Origin of the sequence: Ochrobactrum quorumnocens (assembly GCF_002278035.1) — a bacterium.
Lineage (GTDB): Bacteria > Pseudomonadota > Alphaproteobacteria > Rhizobiales > Rhizobiaceae > Brucella > Brucella quorumnocens.
On record NZ_CP022604.1, the window covers coordinates 1,548,259 to 1,567,185 of the forward strand.

An 18,927-nucleotide genomic window follows, 5' to 3' on the forward strand; every position below is an offset into this window, starting at 1 on the left:
TGATGCTTTCAATGAAACAATTCAGTCAGGCTTAAGCCCTGCCAATACCGAAACCGCCGGGCATGGATCCGGAAGACGACGAGGGTGTCGGGCTTGGGATCTCTGGCGTCTTTGATCCGTTCTTACTCGGTTGCTTACTGGGAGCCTTGTTTGTGGATTTCTCGCCGGAATTAGCTGACGCGATTGGCTTAAGCTTCGCAGTTATTTCGGTGACGTAACCACTCTTGGAAATGCGATGGACGGCAGTTTCAATAATGAATTCCACGCCGTCGACTTCTGGTCGCACGCCCGAATAGGAGAATGGAGCACCGGCTCGAATGGCTGGATTGCCAAAAACCGCGACCGTTGTTGTCACAGTTTCTGACTTTAGATTTTCGGCCTTAGACTTAGCGGCCCGTTTTGCCTCTTCTTCGCTGGCAAAATTGTCTTTGATTGTGAAATCGGCAGTACCTTCGTCGTCGCTATCTTCTTCAATTTCGACGGTTTCGGCGGTCAGACGGTCGCGGGTTTTAGCTTTAACTTTGCGGACCTTCTTCCGATACGCATAATTAATGCGGCAAGTTCCGGCAATAATATCGTTTGGCCCCACAACAATAGCGGTTAGATCTTTGCCGCTCGCAGACTTGCCGCTGCCTCGCTTTGTGAAAACCAGCCTGCCATCCTTCACTGAAAACAAAGCCCCGTGAAGGCGCGCAAGGCGTTCTGCAACATGAAGGTCGCTTTCTCCCTGTTGTCCAAACCAACTATATTTATGATTAGAGACGCTCTCATCGATCACAGGAGAAAGGCCGTTATCGGCTGCAATATCCCTAAGGATATCGCCGACCGTTTTGTCGTCCCAATGGCGAGTCCGGCTTTGCTTCAGCTGGTCTCTGACATTTGCGCCACGCCCTTTGATTGACATGCCATAGGGAAGGCAGCGGATTTCAGGTTCATCGATTGTGTAAGAGCCAAACGGAATTACGCCGGTTTCTTTGTAACCGAGCGAAGCCTCAATTGTGTCACCCTTCTTCGGGATCGCAGCAAATGGGTGCCCGTCGTTGAGATCAACGTCGATGCTATCCGAGCCGACACCCTCTTTATCTGTGATCGTCAATGAGATAAGGCGGTCGATCATGATTGAGGCGACCGGTTTGCCGTTCACCTTGATTTCGAATGCGGGAGTTTGCATGTTCACACCATGGAGGGCTTGCTATGGAAGCAAACAAAGGGATTCTTGGGAGTAATTGGAAAAAGGGTGGGGCTGTAATCGTCTTAGGTATTGCAGCAATATGGCTTGCGCCAAGCATCCTGTTTGGAAGTGACAGCGGTCCGTATGACTGCAAAGCGCTCATTCCGGAGGTCGTCAAACTATCGACCGACAACCCAAACCCGCTAACAAACGTTAAGCTATTGGATATCTCTGCCCCGAAAACCATTGTCGCGGGAACGTCCAAGATGATCGAATGCGAAGGTCGAGGATTTTTAAGTGACGGCACCGAGCAAGATATTCGATACCGTATAATACAGAAGAACAATAAGCCTTGGCTTTTCTTCGAGCCTGCTGACTCCTAATCCCAAAGCGAAATGATTGACGGCGTTGCGTCTGCCCTATTTAATTCGGGCAGACGTATCACCGTTCCGGGCGGCAATTTATGTGGGAGTTCCGCCAATCCGGGATTTGCTTCGAGAACTTGCTCGACGTAGCCGCTTTCGTCGCCGTATTCCTTCCGACAAATAATATCGATCATTTCGCCCTGAATAGTAGTGTAAGTACGGCTCATAATATCACCCGAACAACGTTTGGACGATTGAAACCGGCGAGAAGTTCCCGCCAGAATATCGTTTCAATTGAATACGAAAGACGTCCTTTCGGGGCATGCCTCTGGCATCGTGGTATGACTGATCTTCGCTCACACCTTCAATGACATGCATTCCGTAGACGTTCCCAGCCAGTGTAATGAGTGGCAGCACCGTTCCCGTGGTTGCGGCCTGTCGCAACTGTTCCAGTGTGGTTAGTCCGCCGAACTCATGCGGGAAAAGAACACCTTCAATAGTGGTCGTATCACTATCACCGCCGGTCCACTGTAGGCGGTTCAAGCCGCCCACAGTTTGAATATCGGCCCATTTTGTCGATAGCTCGCGTCTGACGCCCGTGTATCCAAATTCCAACGACTGGAACATGAACGGGCCAAGACACATCGGAGTTGACATTACATTCCCCCGTCAGAGTAAGCGCCGTTTGAGGCTGCTTGAAGTTTAGCCGATATCGCGTTGCCGACCGCTGCCCCGATTTCACTCGGAGAGGCATTCGTCTGCACGTTAACGGCAACCGAGATTTGCGCCGCAGGCGGCGGATTAGTGACGCGAACGTCTTGGGTGCCAGACGGGACGGTTTGAACCGGTGCAGCGAGAGCGACCGGAGGCGTGCCAACGATGTTGACATTCTCAGGGCTGCTGCTAGCTGGCGGTCGATATTTGTTGACGTCGATCGCCATTGTTTCTTTGAAAGATGGGCGCTTGCCGTCATCATCGCCAAGCCAGAACGAACGATCCCAAAGGGCCGATATGCCTCGGTTATGGGTGGCATTGAAATCGGCGGCCTTCTTCTTTTGCTCGTCGGTATGTACGCGGTCGTTAAGTGCATCAAGTCCGGACTGAATTGCGTATTCACCCAATTTTTCCGCGACGACCGCAAAAACGCCGCCACGGGCAAATGATTTCCACCCACCGCCAGCGGTTGGAGCGCTCCCTCCCGATCCCGCACCGGCAGGAGGTGCCCCGGTAGGCCCTCCAGCCTTCGGGCCGCCACCTAAGCCCGCAACCTTCGCAATCGGCCCGGCAACAGCTAGCAAACCCGCACCGATCATTACCCAGTCGACAGTTGAGAGCTTCATTAAGTTATCGGCAAACGCACCGATGCTATCAGCACCCTTGACGGCATCGATTAGCTTTGCCGCTGCAAATGCGACAGTCGTGATCCGTCCGATTGGCGATGCGGCTAACGCAATCGCACCGAAAGATATCCCCATAAGGCCACGCCCAACCAACCCAATAGCTAGCGCGCTACCCACGGTCATGCTTCCGGACATTTTGTCAAATGCAGAACCAAGACTAGTCATGGCCCCGGAAATGTCGCCCGCTCCGATATCGCTAACAAAGGACTTAATATCCGAGCCAATTTTTCGAGCGTGGTTCGAAAGCTTTGCAAGATCCACCATGCGCTGATCAAATGCACTGGTATCGCCTTCGAATGCCTTGCCGAACAGTATGTCGCCAAGGTCGTTGACCATCTCACGGACGCCGCCGGTTCCGCCATAACCCAACCCGCTCACAAGCCCAGTAAGCGCCATCTGAATTTTGTCGATTACTCCGACACGCTTGTCGAGAGTGTCGACCACATCACCGACGCCAAGTGAAAACTCTTTCAGGGTTGGTAGCCATGTGTCACCGTACTTGATACCCCGCGCACTCAACTTGTTTCCGAGAAGTTCCAGAACGTTGGCCGTGGTGTCTGCCCGGACCATGTATTCCTGAAATGCGGATCCCGCATAATCAGCTTCCCGACCCACAAGCCCCAGCTGTCGCCGCAGTTCTTTCGTATCGCTGATGACAGGCATCAGGGCGCGAGCTTCTTCGCCGAAGAGAGCAAACGCATTAGTTGCCCGTTCCCATTCCGGGAGCTTTCCTATTGCGTCCAGCACCTTGAGAGTGGTCTTTACGGCATTCTTCTGCATGTCCTTGGCCGCAGCCTTAGGCGACATGCCTATCCGTGCCCAAGCCGCGCGAGCCGCCTTAGCGGTATTGTCGCCCTTAGTGAGCGCCTTGCCCATATTACGAAATGATGTGGCCGCGACTTCAGTTTCCGCGCCCATGGCGACCATGGCGCCACCGAACGCAAGCGTTTCTGTTGCCGAAAAACCGAACATTTTACCGGTTGCCGCAACGCGCTTTGAGAAGTCGACGAGATCCGGAGCCTTCGCGGCGGTATTGTTGCCTAAGTGATTGATAGCATCGGCATAAAGCCCGACCCCATCCACCGACAAATTGAGCTGCGTTTTAATTTTGGCGAGAGCATCGGACGTATCTTTCTCGCTTGTTTCCCAAGCCACCGATACTTTCGCCACTTGTTCGGTGAATTTCCCCAGTTCCTCGTAAGGAACATTCGACTGCCCGGCAGCTGCCATAATATCTGAAAGGCCCTTGACCGAAGTCGGGATCACTTTCGACATTTCGACAATTTCATTTCTCAGAACAGCGATCTGCGCCGGAGTGCCATCAACAACTTTGCGGACGTCGGCGAAGGCTTCTTCGAATTTGATTGCGGCACCGACGGTGCCCCCTATCCCTTCACGCAGACCTACATAACCAGCGCCGATTGCAACAAGGTTGCGGACCGATCCAGCAGCTGAAAAGCCGCCCGGCCCCCGCAAGAGGGCCGAGCTGGTGCGAGAGGCACGGGAATGAAGACGATCAAGATCCGCTCCGATAACACGCGCTGGGCCTGAAATCTTGTTAACGAGCGAAACTATCAGTTTTGAAACAAGCGTACCCATCACGCACCCGGTTTTTTTGGTTTGGATAGCTCGACGACTTCATCGTGCCACCGGACGGCCTCGTCCGGCGGCATTTCAAGGAACGTCGATAAGGGTGTGAAAAGTGACTGACTAAGCCAAATGGCTAGGCGTCGCCATCCGAACTTTCCGTGTTCAAGAAAGGGCGCATTGCTTCAGCACACTTCCTGTAATCAGTCAGGGACAAGGCATGTACTTCTGGAACGGTCGCACCGGAGAGCTGCGCGATCATTACAGCTGTATAACCGTTATCGCCCGTACCCTTTGCAGCTGTTTCGACCCGAACCAGATCCCCAAGGACCGGCTCACGAAATGACAGTTTGTCGGTTTCCTTGCCTGCAAGAGTGTAAGGCTTGGAAAGCTGGAGTGTTGTTTCGTTGCTCATGAGTTATAGGGACCTTAGACCAGAAGTGCGTTGCGGATGGATTGAGTGACAGAAGTGCCGCCGACCGAAACATCAAACGGCGACATTTCCAGAATGGTGCGGCCTTCGACTTCGAGGCGATAATAACGAACGGTGATTCCGTAATCGTTTTCGGCCATATCGCCGGGCTTCCAAGAACCGTGATCATTCTTCATGAGACGGCCACGAATATAGGCTGTGGCGTTAACGACCGTGCCATCCTCATGCGCAAGCGCACCCGTGATCATAAACTCACGCTCTTGCCCAACGGCAAGGCCAAATAACTGAATGACCTGTGGGTCGAAACCGCTCATCTTGAAGCCGCTTTCAAGCTTCTCGTAGCCCAAAGGCACGTCAATCGGCATGATCATGCCCGCATTGCGCAATTCTTCGAGCTTTTCGGTTGGAACAGGCAGCGTAACTTCGCTCGCCTGTCCGATGAGTGAAACGCGGTTTGCAAAGATCGTGCAATTCCGCAGGATATAACGAGGCATGTCAGACATGGCCCAACCTCTTAATCGTTGAAATTTTAATGATGGAGCGAAGGAGAAACGGCGTTAGCCGTATGTGCCGTCGCCGATTTCCTGTGCAACCTGATTGAGCAGCAGTTCGTAGCTGACGACATTTCGATGTGACGTGATCTGAATATCGGTCATCGGTGCCGGTGGCTCAAACTTCACGCCAAGCTTGACGATGCCCTGCGCCATATCATTGTCGGTATTGGTTTCGAGCAACCAGACGTCATGTCCCGGCAAGATCGCACTTTCGAGTTCCATAGTACGAAGGAAGGCACGACCGCTTTCGACGAGGAACTTGAGGTTAGCTCGTGTGAAGGGCTTATCGACAAATTCCAGATATGCTTTTTCCAGCGCCTCATTGATCGCATCAGCGGTGCGGCGAACCGGGATGAACTGCCACAACAGATCCGACGCACACGTCCAAACGCCCCACAAACGGAATCCCGTGCCGTCGATATTGACGATAGTGTTGATACGGTTTTCGTTGAGGTAGTTTGACTGATCGCCGTATTCAATCGGGCGGTTAACCCCGACGATGCCACTAACCGGAACGTTAGAACCGGCCCAATGGAAACCTTGCTCAAGATCCATTTTAGCTTGCTGCCCGACGAAGAGCGCGGAAGACGGCGTCGGTACGTTCGCAGCGAGTTCAGTGTCAAACTTAAGAACCTTCGGATCACAAACTACCACGCGCCCCGAATTGATCAGGCTCCGGTACTGGACTGCGGCTTGATCGGTCGTATCTGGACCGTCAACATAGGCCATTGCCTTTAGAGCGTCTGCAACCGTCGCCAGTTCCGCCACCACAGGATTAATGACGGATCCGATGTTTCCGGTTGCGGCAGCGTCCTTGGCACCCTCACCGCCCGTAATCGTGACTGTGACGGGCATAGTGTAACCATAGCCAGCCTTGCGAACGATAACGGAGGTAATCGCACCTTCGCTGACGACGGCTTCGGCTATTGCTCCGGTGCCGGTCTCACCTGAAACCGTTACCGTCGTCGTTGCCTGTGCATAACCGCTTCCGCCTGCGGTAACATTCACCGATGCGATGCCGTCTGCCGGCGACGTCTGCGTGAAGCCGGGAGCGATTAGCATCTTCGGCTTATACAGCCCGTCCGATACCGCACGACGAAACGCGTGAACACCGGAGAATGCCGCGCGATTACCGACAAGGTTTGCCCATGTCTCTGCGGTTGTTTCACCTTCCTCGACGCGAACCACAACAATAGGACAAGCAACCTGCGCTTGAACAAGGTCAATCGCACGCCTCAAGGTGCCATCGTAACCGATGCTGATCACATCTTGCGGACGCAGGATCTGCACCGGCTTATTCAGCGGGAAAAGAAGCGGATCGACGATCTTTGCGGTGCCAATGATACCAACTACCGCAGTACGTCCGATCCGAACAAGGATCGGCGTTTCTGCACTCTCAAAAACACGGGTGCCGTGGTGAAATGGAACGGTTGCCATTGCGTCTTGCTCCTTTGCTATGGCGCGTAGAAACACCAAAGTCCGGCTCAATAAGCCGGGCTTAGATGCAAAAAACTAAGTTGTGAGATTTGGTTAGAGCTTCGAAGCTTCTTGCCAGAAGTCGTCTTTTTGTTCGACAGACCAGCCTAACGAGAGGCGAACCGTCTCGCTTAATGGGTGCAGGCGATTGAAGTTCTGCGCACCTACGACAAGCATTTCGGCGCTGTCCCTGTCGCTTTGGGTTGGCAGCTGATCGATAATAGCTTGCAATGGAGGCGGGATATTTAGGCCCGGAATTGCAGTAAGCGCTTCCGCCTTAGAGATAATTTCCAGAACGAATAGTTGCTGGAAGAACTGGCGTCGGCTGATGTCGTCGGGAACCGGCTCCGGTAGTGCTTCCGGTTCCCGATAATCGAAGATCGGGCCATATTTTCCGAGATGAGCATCTGCCCATATCTGTCGACCGACTTCCGTATCGTAGTTTGCATGGATGCAAATCGGGATCACGCCGAGGTCAGATGTTTTGACCGATCCGCCAAGTATAGTGTGATCGGGATCATCCCATTTGAGTGCCAGTACATCTACAACGTTCATTTAGCCAATCCTTTTAAACAAAGACGGCCCAGTCTGGGAGGCCGATGACGCGACGTTGCGCCAGGTTCCATAGTTGATTTGCCCCGCCGACGAATTGTTGACGGTATTCTTATAGTAAAGCTGAACACCGCTCCTATCCGCGCCGATCCCAATGGTTTCGTTTCCAGTAGGACCCGCCAAGGTGTATCCACCGACGGGAATAAGTTCGGCAAGCAAATATTCTTGGGTTCGCCAGTATGCGCGGTCGTTGATGTAATTCTGGACGTCGCCTAGCGTCCAGCCGTTATTTCCCAGCCGATCAGCATAAGCCGCGCCGTTTGCCCAATTAACGTTGAAGTTTGCGGGGTTCCAGACTTGAAACGCCGTACCGTCTCCATTTCCGCCCCAAAGCCAAGCCGGTTGCCCTGGTTGACCCGACCACTGAAAAGTCATTTTCGCGCCGTCGGAACGGCGGGGATACGCAGCGGCGCTGAGATAAGTGCCGGTATTCGCCAGCCACGTTAGCAGATTGCCAGAAGCCCCGTACGCCGAACCCCAAACGTTACCATTGCCCTCAAGGACGCCCGAAGCGCCCGCCGCAATACTGCCGGGTGACCGAAATACCCCGTCATGCCCGAAGGCAAAGAATTTTGTGTTAGTCCCCGCCGCGTCGTCAACGTGAATATTCAGACCCGTGTCGGCGTCGGGATTGGCATAAATGGCGGCGGATCGCGTTCCGTCGGCGCGCAGAAACCGGATGACTTTATTGCCCGGCGCCTGAATTTGCAGAGCGCCAGACAACGTACCGCCCGCTCGGGGCAAGTAGTCCATCGTGGGCAACTGCGTGGACGGCACCTTGCCGTTACCGTCAAGCGAGGCGACGCCGCCTTCCTTACCTTTGTCGACGGTGCCGAGAGCGTCAAGGTTCGAACGTCCCTGCGCTTTTTGTGCCAGCGAGAACGACTGTGCGGCATCTACGCGGATACGAAGCGCAAGCGCATTGCTGACCGTTGTGGCGAACTCCGGGTCGTTGCCGAGAGCGTCGGCAAGCTCCTTAAGCGTGTCGAGTGCAGCACCGGAACCGTTGACTAGATCGCTTACCGCTTGCTGAATTGCGGCGGCAACTTCCGTTGCCGTCATTCCGTCTGTAATGCCATACCCGCCAAGAGTGGTAGGTCTTTCCAGTAAGTCCGTAAACTTATGCTTATGCGTCGAAAGCGCCGTTTCCGAAGACTTGAGCTTGGCATCTATTGCGATGAGAGAGGTCGCAATTTTTGCGACCTCCTCCATCTGGTTGCCTCCAGGTGACGGCAAAGGCCAATCGTAATTTGCCGTGGTAGCCATCTATCACACCTTTGAAAGTAGCATGCGAACGGCCGAGATTTCCGGCCGCGCCGCTGGCGTGCCGGTAATCGTTATCAGCGTTCGCGCGTCGAGGTTTGCCGCCGGATAGGCGGAACGGATGAAGGTTTGCTCGACGAGGCCGTCGCCGAGTTGGGTGGCGCTGGAAACCGGGATATTCGGATAATCATCCGGCATTCCGATTTGAACCGTTGCCGATGACCCCGCAGGCAAACGCGCATCCAATGTTACAAGGACGCGGTTTGTGTCTGCGGCATCGATCGCGCGCGTTGCATAGTTTGCGGTCGGCTGTATCTCGCCCTCGATAATCTGAATATCGGGGAACAAGAACGGCGTTATGCGTTCCGTGCCACGCAAGATCGCCTCGACTTGAATATCCTCGTTCTGAATATACTCATCGAACCGGATCGTTTGCGAAGGTGCTGTCGTGATGGTTTCGCCACTCGGACGGCGAAGTCTGATTGACACATCGACCGAAGGATCGGGATATTCAACACCGGCGCGAATGATCACGTCGGACATTTTGTTCGCCTTGAATGTGCCGATAGGGACAACCCTCTCAACAGGATCAAAGCGACAGCCGATCATTTCAAACCAAAGGTCCGCTTCATTGTGAACCGTCCATGTCGAAGCGTTCGACGAGGACAGGAGCACGCCGACGGTAAAAGGCTGTTCGGAAATAACCGCCTGTGTATCGAGATCGATCTTGCCAATCTCTGCAACGAACAAGGAATGTTCGGCATCGTCTGTCAGCGCAACGAAAGCAAATTCCCGCCCGCCTTGTAGGAAGACCGGGAAATTGAAACGAGCCGTAAAGACTTCGCCTTCAACCAAATCGGTGCCGGGGACAAACGCTTCGGCGAGAACCGTTTGCGTTGGCATTCCGACTTCAACCGTCCGAAGCTGCACGGCAATCGAATTGCTTCGAGAGCCGATCTTTGCGCACATCAAACGAATGCTCGACAAGCACCACGATTGCGCGAGCGTGAACGTCTGTGCAAGCGGATCGTGACCGCCACCGCCGTCGCTTCCTTCTCTGCGAACGATAGGGGTCGAGTTGTTCGCAGCAACATTCGTTACGTTGGTGACGTTCGTCACGTTGTTGATAACGGTGTTGTTTACGACCGGCTGCGGCATCGTTTCGGTCGTTGTTTCGAGCGACGACGTTAGACGATATTCCTCAACTGTGATCGAGCCGCGTCCGACATAGGTGCAACCCGCTTCTGTCCCGACCGAACCTTGGAAGTAGATCGACTTGGAACCCGCCGGAATATTCGGCGGGGTTGTGAAGTGCCCTGTTATGACGCCATCTTCATCGGCAGGTCCGGACACTGTAGGGGTTACTTCTACGCCGTCGAAGTCGACAACCACCAAAGTTTCACCTTCGATGAAGCCTTCCAGCCGGAAATTAACGTCGCGCTGCCGGATAAATTCAGCATTGACGACGCGCTCGCTTACTTTTTCGACCTTTTGTTCAAGCGAGATACCGCTGATGAACTCACCCTCATTGGCTTCGAAAGCTTGTGTTTCCGGTGAAGTCCAAACCGTCTGTTTGTCTGTCCAAACGTCCGTTGACGGCTCAATGCTTGCGCGCCCTGGCATCGGGGTAAACGTCTGATAGGGATTGATCTTCATTGCCTTGCTTCGCCGGGGCTGGCGAATGACGGCAACTTCGGAAAACTCCAGATGACGGATACCCACAAAGGCCGGGAACTCGTGAAGACGGGCATAAATCGGCAATGTCATTTTGCCGCCGAATACCGCCGCCGTCTGCGCAATGCCTTGATCGCGCATCGCATCATTGCGGAGCGGATCGACGAATAGCCCGCGTTTCGCACCAACGTCTCGGGCGGAAACGTCATTCTTAAGACGCTCCTGCGCGACGAGATCGTAAACGTCGAGCAACATTGTGCGAATGTCCTGAATTTCGCTATAGGGCACGTTGCGAACGCCGGTGCTTTCAACGAATGGCTTTTTCCCCCAATCGTTCGATATGCGTGCAAGCTCTATCATGCTGTCCGATACAATCGGAGGGCGAGGACGCGATACGGCAGACGTCCCGGTCACATAGACCATTGATCCGGTCGTATCCATGCAGACGGCATCGATACGCGGAAGCTTGTAGGCATAATCGATAAGAACGTTCGTATCCTTGGCCGCTCCGGTCACTTTCACAGTATCGCGCGTGACCTCGTCGGGCTGGATATTCTCGTTGTACCGATACTTGACGGAATAGGTCGAACCGGGAGCGGGTTCCGCTCCGGAGGGCGACCAGTCGATTTGTCCCTGCGAAAGAAGCCAACTAGCAGGCGAGGTATAAACCGTGCCGCCTTGTTTGATTTCAAGGATCGCAGTTACCGAAGGATGCGCGAGAGGATCGACAGCGCCGGAGAACGGCCCATGAAGAACGCTTTCGGTGATTTCCTTTTCAACAGTGACGCGCCGTATCGATGAGATCGGGGCTTTCGATACCTTGAAAGTCTGCGTTCCGCCGGTCGCCTCGGTAAACGGATGCGGTTCGGCGTCGACATTGCGCAGGTCTGGCTTTTCCTCGACCTCGAAAGGCAACGACTGACGTCGGCTGATGCGTCGACCGTTGACGTAAGCAGTACCTTCCGAAACCGAAAAACCTTGCTTGCCGTTGGCCTTCGGGCCGAGTGCAGTGATCAGAAAGCCGTCATAAACGTAAGAGCCATTGCTCTCGCGTGAATAGCCTTCAATCGCCTTGTAGATTTCCGAGAAATCAATATTCGTCGACGTCGTGAGAATAACGCCGTCGCGGACCTGATAAACGGAAACGAGAGGCTTCGGGTCGCCGTCCTGAGAGTGGCCCCACAGCACGGTAATCTCGACCCGGCCCGGACCTTCTTCCATGTAAGCTTCGGTGCCGGGGATCGAGCCTTTCAATTCCACGTCGACGACGTCGGTTATCAGCACTTCCATGCTCCGGACACCGATTGTCAGGTCGCCTTTATTGGGAAGTACAAAGGTTGCATCGGGTACGTCATGGACGATGCCTTCGATATAGATCGGGCACGCTGGCAGACGGACGCGGATATGATTGTCGTCTTCAATTTCGACGACGGGGTCTTGCCCGTCCATCACCCGACCATCTTGCAGTATATAATCAAAGCCCCTGCGCATATGGTCGATGTTCATCGACTGCATTTCGTTCAAGTCAGCCGATTGAAGATAGATGCCCTTCTTATCCCTGCCGACGTCCTGAAATGCTATCGCGTGGCGACGTTGAGCGCGGTCGAACCTGTCACCGTAACCGGCGCGTTTAATGATGCTGCTCATGGCACCTCACATTGTCATGATGAAAGTGAAAGTCTGTCCGATAGAGCCGTCGCGAATGATCGGCGAGAACCGATCAACCTCGATCATCTTGCCAAGATCGACAACGTCGGCGACAGGGATAAACATTTTACCGCCGGGGACACCTTCGGCCAGCTTGGTTCCGACAAACATGCCGGTTTCTCGCAACGTGTTGTTACTCGCGTCGTCGAGATCGAGTTGAAACCGCAGGAACACAAAGCCGGTGGGTTCGGTGCTCTGTGAAAACTTTGCACCGTCGGCCATGACAATGTCGCCGTCAGGGTCCGGTACCACGAAATACTTATCGCGCGTACGCGTAACACCGACCGGATTTTCCAGATTGGAAAGGACAGACCAAACGGCATCTTGCGCGGCTTGTTCTTCGGGCGTTGTTGGCCGGGGCTGGTCGTCCCATTCTGGCAAGCCTTCTCCCACAGCAAGAAAGAGCGTCATATCGTAAAGCGCTTTCGCCAATGCGACGCGCCCGTCTTGGGTAAAGACAGCCATTATTCTGATCCTGTTTGGACACGCGGCACCGGAGCGCCGAAAGGTTGATGAACAAACGGCGCATTCTGAAATGCGACCGTTGCGCGGTTGCGGTACTCGACCCGAACCGCAGCTAGTGAGGCAAAGCGCGCTGAAAGCTGATTGACCGGAATGTTCGCTCGAACAGTGCGAACCATTTCGACATTCTGGATATCTTTGACGTCGACGCGCCCGCCGGTCGGAACAACAATTTGCTTCCGATGGTTGACGCGAATTGAAACGACAGGCCCGCCCGGTTCTTTTCGTGTGCCCGACCAAGTGTTAAGGCCAGCGTCACCATTGAGCCGATGCTCATTCAGGCGAAACGCCCGTACGTCCCAACCGGCGGTCATTCTCGCGAATTCCGACCGGAGAGGCTTTGACGACATTACCAAGCGCGTCATAGGCCGGAGAAACTGCGTATTGTTCGGCTCAAACGGCAGGTGAATTTGAAACCACCACCACTTGCGCGCAGTTGCCGGAAATTCCTCAATGTCCCCGTCGTGATTGATCCACCGCAACGACTTATGGATCGCCGCAGGGGTTCCAATTAATCGCTGCCATTGTATGCCCTCGCGAATAACGTCGCGAAGGTTTGGAAGGTATTCGGCGACTTCAGAGAGGCCGTATTCAGAGACCAGATAGGGGACGACCCTGTCTATCGGGTGGAACTTAAACCCGCGCAATTCGACAATGCCGGGTGACAATTCCGGGGTCCGGTCAAGGGCCTCCGAAAGCGTTTTTTCCAGCACCGTCGCATTGCTTGGAAGCAACGCGGTTCGGTCTGCCATTAGTAATCGCGCCCCATATAGTTGAGTTTGATTGCCCCAATAGCGATTGCAGTTCCCGGAGAGGCAACGACTGGATCAGTTGGTGAAACCATTTCAACCCGTTGAACGCCAGCGAGATGAAGCTTTGCTTCAATCCATGAAGGAACGAGATCAAAACCGATTGCGGTTTCGGAATCCCATGATTTCCGGAGCGCTGTTTCTAGAGGCGATAGATCTATCAGAGGCGCAGAAGGAAGGAGCCAGACGTTTGCCTCGATATCTGTTGTTGTCGTGACTGCGGCCTCGACGATTATTGTGTCGTTGAGGGTGCGAACGCGGTCGCTTGTGACAATGTCCGTTACCGCACCAAGCATCGCACTGTCGGGAATCCCACCATTTTCGCGGGAGAGAATAGCAATATGGATGATCGGCCAAAAATCCTCACGGAATGCTTTGGCGCTGCGTATGCGCACATCAGCCCGCCGCGCCGCCGCCTCATACCAGTAAGCGCCGCCACCGGGTGATCTCCCTTTGATTTCAAGAACGATGCGATCCCTAAAAGGCTCGTCACCCTCACCTTCGAGGCGATCAACATCGTAAAAAGCGGCCAAATGATCTAGGTCAGCACCACCAGCGAAAGCCAATAGATTAGCCAGTGCGGCATCATTGATGCGCGCACGGACAAGCATTTCCCGATATGCTTCGGCCTCTTCCGTAATCTGGATTGGATCGGTTTCCAGAAGTTCGACGTCATAGTCCGGTAATTCGGGGTGCTTTTGCCGGATTATCCGCCAAAGCTCCTTAAGCAGCGCTATGCGCTGCGAAAGGATCACTTCGTAGTCAAGAGTTTCGATGACGTCCGGCTTCGGATAGGTCGTAAGATCGAACGCCATAGTTATTGCCTTTCAAAGAAAACCCGCGTTTGAGCATCTTCCGGTCTGGAAAAGTCGCCCAAATGTCCCCGCGGATAATAGATGCCGAAAATTTGCAGCGAGAGCTTGCCGGTTTCATCAGCTCTGCTGATCTTGCAACCGGTCACAGCAAAACGAGGTTCCCACTGTGCTATCGCCATCACGACAGCCGAGTAAACGGCGAGGATGACGCGGTCGGTTAAGGGACGGTCGATCAAGTTCAGGACTTCCGAACCGAACTCGCGGCGCATCACGCGGGAGCCGATTGCCGTCGTCAATATGACTTCAATCGACTGCCGGACGTGTTCGAAGTTCGACAATGGCCGCCCGTCCACGCGATTGACGCCGCTTGAAGACATTGGCGTCAGCCCTTAGCTTTTTGGAGTTCTTTTTCGTTCAGCTTCTCGACTGGTTTAGGCAAGACCAGTTGATGCCCGTGCGGCGGAAGAAACGGTCGCGCTATTGTTTCAGGGATATCGACCTGTTTAGACGAAGCGTCCCACCAAGTGCCGCCGTAAAACCCACTTTCTTTAACGATAACTTTCATCACGGTTTTCCTTCTTAATCGCATGACCATCGGGACGCGCCAGAAATTAGCGTTGCCCCACAGGCCGTTGCGTCGCCATGGCGAGCAATTGGCTCGCCTTCACAGATGAATTTTCCAGAGCCGCCAACAATCGGGTTTGAACCATGTATCGGGCACGCATAGGTATCGCCGCGACGAGCAATCAAAGCTCCTTCGCATTCCCATTTTGCTGCCGATGTTGTGATCGAACCGCCGTGCGACCCGGCATCGCCTAGCCGGGCTATAAGTGGCATTATCCTAGCGTTCCGCTGGACGCTCTAAAAGCGATGTTCGGCGCATCAATTGTCACCGTATCGTCGCCTATGAATAACCGGGCACTGCCCTTTACGATAACAGCCTCAGGGCCGTTATGAGGTCGCGGATTTGCGTTGGAGTGAGTAGAAAAGTCGATAGTACCGTCGGTGAGGTCGCCGCTTTCTGAAACAACGTCGACCTGCTGTCCAATAGTGGGAGGAATATGCGAGGATATCCCGCCTGCGGCGATTTCCTTCCAGGGCACCCACGGAGAAAGAAAAGGCCGATCCCCGTCGTTTTCTATCAGAACACGCGCAAGACCTTTACCTAGATCAAGCTTCTGTACGGTGCCTGTTCGCTTGCGATTTGCAGCGCGACGTTCAAGCTCGAACACCCGCCTTTGCATTTCCACGAACTCATCAATGAAATCAGCCATGGGTTTCGACCGCTTCTACTTTCGCGATGGAAGGCTCGCCAATTTCCGCAGATAGCGGCGGTGTGATGCAAAGTGCCCTCGCCTCATCTAGCGTCAGACCAAACCGTCGTCGCTGTTTTTCTGATTTGAGTTGCACGACTTCCAAGCCGAGCAGATCGCGGAAGTTCGTCAAATAAGGATGCTTGATCGCGGCCATTTGATCGAGCAGCTTTTGCCATAGCGACGTGGGCGCAATTGGTGCCCCATAAACTGGATCTGGCAGAATGTCGCAAAGAATGCATTGCTGATGCGCAGCCATCCGCGTTCCGGTTTCAGCATCCGCCGTTCGCCTGCGTTCCACCTTCGCAACATTGGTGACAAGCCCGCGCCATAGCTCAGCCCACTCATTGTCGGGATCCATCAGCGCTGCGACGGTCTCGCGGTCGACAACGTCGAGAAACAATTCAAAAGCGGAGTCGGTAGCTGGAATGCCGCCTATAATTGTGCTTTCGCCGGTCTCCTGATTGGTTTCCGTCATCGAGGCGGCAATGCCTGTTTCAATCAACAATTCGGTCAAACCATTGATCCAAAGCCTGCGACCAGTGCCGAGATCGTCCGCCTTCGCGCTGTCGGTATAAACTGAGATAAAAGGCTTTTCCTGATTGGTACGCAGACTTTCATCTGCGGCAACATCGAGCGAGCCAATCTCACTATCAAGTACATTGCCTTCAACAGATGTATTACCGCGCAAAGCTTCAATCGTAGCGATGCGCAATGCGATACGGCCAATAGACATCAGGAATGCCCCAACTTCAAAACAATGAGATTGCTATAGCGATCAGAAACCGCAGCCACTTCAAACCACGGCTTGCCGTCCCGATCATTGGCCCGCACTTTGTCGCCAGCTTGCGGCATCGGGCCGTTATAGGTCGAGCGATCAAGGAATAATTCAGCTTCGCCTAATGAAAGGCGAGAGCGATATGTGCCGGTAGGTCCGGGAGCGTGAGAATCATCACCGCCGACATGAAGCACGGCGGTGGGGACTTCAATCATGGGCCGCGCTGGATCAGCCACCTGCCCTTTCATAAAAGACAGGCGAACTGACTCGCCATAGCTAAGGCCGATCTTCTGATCGACCATAGCTTCAAGTTTTCGCCAGTTCACCATGATCAGTTACACTGACAGACGAACAGCGCCGGATCCGGAAGGATTGGCAACCGCTTCAGTCGCGTGACCGATAAAGGTATTGCCCGTCGCTGTCGTCGTCAGAACTTTGTCTGCGGCGACATAGTAGACTTTGGCACCAACGGTCCAAGCCTGCGCTTGTTCTTTGGGCAATTCAAAGACGCCTTCGGTCGCAATTTCGACCGGATCGCCTTCTGCAGCTGAAAACTCTGCAACGCCAAACAGACTACCGACGACAACTAGTTCGCCGGATTTCACATCGGCAGGAGCTGGCACAGTAATCGTCTTGCCGGGCTGGATATAATTTCTCATGGGGTTAACCCTTCTGGATAACGAAACGGGAGAAATGGCGGATCATTGTGATCCGCCGTTGGTCGATCAGGCCCCGGTGTTCTTGTAGCCGAAGCGATAATCGGTAGCGCCACAACCGAAGTCGTGTTCGACCGACATGCTGAAGCCCTGTCGACCGAAAGGCTCATCCAAGCGAACACGCGGCGCTTCATAGCCCTCCAAATAGCCCCAGCGATAATTTGAGCCGGATGCAGGATCTGCAAGCAAATGCCAGTCATTACCTTCGATCTGAGTGGTTTCGATAAGTTCGAACTTGCCGGAGAAAATGTTCACGGTCGAAACCGTCGCTGGGGTAATCGAAGCAAGGAACTTTTCAGCTTCCGTAAGCTTGTCGGGGCCTACAAGCATAATGCGCGCAGCATTCGAAAGAAGCGGCTTTTTATCAATGCTCTTTTGCTTACTCATTGACTTGCGACCCTCGCCAACTGCGTCGACCGTAATGGCAGATGCGGTTTCGGCAAGATTCGCGTGATCGGCATGATAAACTGTCTTGCCGTCTGCAAGGTTGCCATTGAAGGCACCGGCGTAGAAGGTGACTTCCTCGAATAACGCCACCGAAGCACCATAGCTTGTCAGGAGCTCTGAAATCGCACCAAGATCATCATTGATGAGCATTTGGCGGCTAATGTTGAGCGCAATCGCATAGCTGAAAGCCTGCACCTGCTCTTTGCCTTCACCGAACGAGCCATACTTGATCTCGCCGTTTTCAAGCACCTTTTTCAGAAGCGGGAAATCACCCACCTTGACGGTTGTATCAGGACGGAAATCGCGGAAGTTGCGTTTGCGGGCGAAACGCTTGAACGTTGGCTGTGCCAATGCGTAACGCTGTTCAAGTGTGCGATTAACAGCACCTTCGAAGATCACTGGGAAGTCCGAAGTCGAATGAGACGCACGTGTGAATACATCGTCAATGTCGCGAGCATTCATCATGCGACGACCACGATAGTTCACACTTTCAGCGGCAAGATCCACAAGGCCCATACCCATGAACTGGCGAGCGGCAGCTGATGGACCGGCATCCGGTGTCGGTGCGCCAAGGCCATAGGCCAAGGCTTCAATCTGCGCAGAACGGCGAGTGTCGCCTTCATCGCGGATCACATTGACGCGGCTGTCAGTCGGGGCATTCCGCTCACTAGTGACCATGTGATCAAGCAGCAAACTGCGGAATGCATCGACCGCTGTACCAGAACGAACGTGGTCGCGTCCGAAATCCGCGAATCCCGCACGTGTTGCGAGTTCTTCAATCATATTTGAACGCTCACGCTCAGCGCGCACCGCTGCATCGGCAACAGCCTGCGGATCCGTGTTAACTGGTGGTGCATTGCGTTGTTCGTTTTCCAGTCGCGCAATGTCGGCTTTAATCGGATCGGCTTCCGCCAGAATAGCTGCATGAGCCGTTTCGATTGCGCGAACAGCTGCTTCGTCCATTCCATCCGTAATTTCGGCACGCTTGGCTTCGGCCCGCGTGGTTATATCCGTGAGTTTGGCGCGCAGACCCAACAGAGCGATGTTTGCGCCAATGACATGCATGCCGCTTGGTTGTGTGAGCATGCCATGATCGAAAGATGCTGCATGCGATGGATCTGCTGCGAAGAACGCAAATGCCAGACCGACGCAGAAGATTGCGGCGACGGTCGCGAAAATGTGAGCACCCTTTTTCATGGTGTGCGCTTCCTTCTAAATACCGGGCAAAACAAGCGCCGTCGCCCTGCAACCCCGGAGTTGCAGGCGGCAAACTGATAAATTGTGA

22 protein-coding genes are annotated in these 18,927 nt (G+C 54.0%); 1 reads left to right on the forward strand and 21 read right to left on the reverse strand.

The genetic code is table 11. From position 1 onward, the window contains the following. Window positions 1–31: 31 nt before the first annotated feature. Window positions 32–1,171 (reverse strand): phage late control D family protein, encoded by a 1,140-nt coding sequence (locus CES85_RS17010; RefSeq protein WP_095447011.1) that lies wholly within the window; start codon window positions 1,169–1,171, stop codon window positions 32–34. Window positions 1,172–1,194: 23 nt separating this feature from the next. Between CES85_RS17010 and CES85_RS17015 the strand changes: the two genes are divergently transcribed. Continuing rightward, window positions 1,195–1,554, forward strand: coding sequence for a hypothetical protein (locus tag CES85_RS17015; protein WP_095447012.1), 360 nt, complete (start codon window positions 1,195–1,197; stop codon window positions 1,552–1,554). Here CES85_RS17015 and CES85_RS17020 read toward each other — a convergent pair. From CES85_RS17020 to CES85_RS17115, 20 genes are all read right to left on the reverse strand, one after another. Continuing rightward, a complete protein-coding gene (locus tag CES85_RS17020; RefSeq protein WP_095447013.1) occupies window positions 1,551–1,763 on the reverse strand; it encodes a tail protein X in 213 nt (70 codons plus the stop codon). The genes CES85_RS17015 and CES85_RS17020 overlap by 4 nt on opposite strands. Window positions 1,764–1,767: 4 nt before the next feature. After that, a complete protein-coding gene (locus tag CES85_RS17025) occupies window positions 1,768–2,193 on the reverse strand; it encodes a phage tail protein (protein ID WP_095447014.1) in 426 nt (141 codons plus the stop codon). After that, window positions 2,193–4,535 carry a phage tail tape measure protein gene (locus CES85_RS17030; protein ID WP_095447015.1) on the reverse strand — a complete coding sequence of 781 codons (2,343 nt, stop codon included), beginning with the start codon at window positions 4,533–4,535 and terminating at the stop codon, window positions 2,193–2,195. Before CES85_RS17030 ends, CES85_RS17025 begins: the two co-directional genes overlap by 1 nt. Before the next feature lie 124 nt (window positions 4,536–4,659). Then, entirely contained in the window at window positions 4,660–4,938 is a 279-nt protein-coding gene (locus CES85_RS17035) for a phage tail assembly protein (protein ID WP_095447016.1), read from the reverse strand. Between the two features lie 14 nt (window positions 4,939–4,952). Continuing rightward, entirely contained in the window at window positions 4,953–5,459 is a 507-nt protein-coding gene (locus CES85_RS17040) for a phage major tail tube protein (protein ID WP_095447017.1), read from the reverse strand. 54 nt (window positions 5,460–5,513) lie between these two features. Next, on the reverse strand, window positions 5,514–6,947 hold the full coding sequence (locus CES85_RS17045) for a phage tail sheath subtilisin-like domain-containing protein (RefSeq protein ID WP_095447018.1): 1,434 nt from the start codon (window positions 6,945–6,947) through the stop codon (window positions 5,514–5,516). Between the two features lie 93 nt (window positions 6,948–7,040). Next, the gene (locus CES85_RS17050; protein WP_095447019.1) at window positions 7,041–7,541 is read right to left on the reverse strand and encodes a hypothetical protein; all 501 of its coding nucleotides are present in this window, start codon (window positions 7,539–7,541) and stop codon (window positions 7,041–7,043) included. Further along, on the reverse strand, window positions 7,542–8,864 hold the full coding sequence (locus CES85_RS27820) for a phage tail protein (protein ID WP_244923261.1): 1,323 nt from the start codon (window positions 8,862–8,864) through the stop codon (window positions 7,542–7,544). A 3-nt stretch (window positions 8,865–8,867) separates the two neighbouring features. Further along, a complete protein-coding gene (locus tag CES85_RS17060) occupies window positions 8,868–12,182 on the reverse strand; it encodes a DUF4815 domain-containing protein (RefSeq protein ID WP_095447020.1) in 3,315 nt (1,104 codons plus the stop codon). Window positions 12,183–12,188: 6 nt separating this feature from the next. Continuing rightward, a complete protein-coding gene (locus CES85_RS17065; RefSeq protein WP_095447021.1) occupies window positions 12,189–12,707 on the reverse strand; it encodes a BW3TFN family phage tail fiber component in 519 nt (172 codons plus the stop codon). After that, a complete protein-coding gene (locus CES85_RS17070; RefSeq protein ID WP_095447022.1) occupies window positions 12,707–13,516 on the reverse strand; it encodes a phage tail protein in 810 nt (269 codons plus the stop codon). Before CES85_RS17070 ends, CES85_RS17065 begins: the two co-directional genes overlap by 1 nt. After that, complete coding sequence (locus tag CES85_RS17075; RefSeq protein ID WP_095447023.1) at window positions 13,516–14,388, reverse strand: baseplate J/gp47 family protein; 873 nt, start codon at window positions 14,386–14,388, stop codon at window positions 13,516–13,518. Before CES85_RS17075 ends, CES85_RS17070 begins: the two co-directional genes overlap by 1 nt. A 2-nt stretch (window positions 14,389–14,390) precedes the next feature. After that, a complete protein-coding gene (locus CES85_RS17080; RefSeq protein ID WP_095447024.1) occupies window positions 14,391–14,765 on the reverse strand; it encodes a GPW/gp25 family protein in 375 nt (124 codons plus the stop codon). A gap of 5 nt (window positions 14,766–14,770) precedes the next feature. After that, the gene (locus CES85_RS17085) at window positions 14,771–14,953 is read right to left on the reverse strand and encodes a hypothetical protein (protein ID WP_095447025.1); all 183 of its coding nucleotides are present in this window, start codon (window positions 14,951–14,953) and stop codon (window positions 14,771–14,773) included. 14 nt (window positions 14,954–14,967) lie between these two features. Next, complete coding sequence (locus CES85_RS17090; RefSeq protein ID WP_095447026.1) at window positions 14,968–15,225, reverse strand: PAAR domain-containing protein; 258 nt, start codon at window positions 15,223–15,225, stop codon at window positions 14,968–14,970. After that, entirely contained in the window at window positions 15,225–15,662 is a 438-nt protein-coding gene (locus tag CES85_RS17095; protein ID WP_095447027.1) for a phage baseplate assembly protein V, read from the reverse strand. Before CES85_RS17095 ends, CES85_RS17090 begins: the two co-directional genes overlap by 1 nt. After that, a complete protein-coding gene (locus CES85_RS17100; RefSeq protein WP_095447028.1) occupies window positions 15,655–16,437 on the reverse strand; it encodes a hypothetical protein in 783 nt (260 codons plus the stop codon). Before CES85_RS17100 ends, CES85_RS17095 begins: the two co-directional genes overlap by 8 nt. Further along, entirely contained in the window at window positions 16,437–16,808 is a 372-nt protein-coding gene (locus tag CES85_RS17105) for a hypothetical protein (RefSeq protein WP_095447029.1), read from the reverse strand. The genes CES85_RS17100 and CES85_RS17105 overlap by 1 nt, the downstream gene beginning before the upstream one ends. Before the next feature lie 6 nt (window positions 16,809–16,814). Then, window positions 16,815–17,138, reverse strand: a complete 324-nt coding sequence (locus tag CES85_RS17110) for a DUF2190 family protein (RefSeq protein WP_095447030.1) — start codon at window positions 17,136–17,138, stop codon at window positions 16,815–16,817. Window positions 17,139–17,204: 66 nt separating this feature from the next. Beyond that, complete coding sequence (locus tag CES85_RS17115; protein ID WP_095447031.1) at window positions 17,205–18,839, reverse strand: phage major capsid protein; 1,635 nt, start codon at window positions 18,837–18,839, stop codon at window positions 17,205–17,207. Window positions 18,840–18,927: the final 88 nt, after the last annotated feature.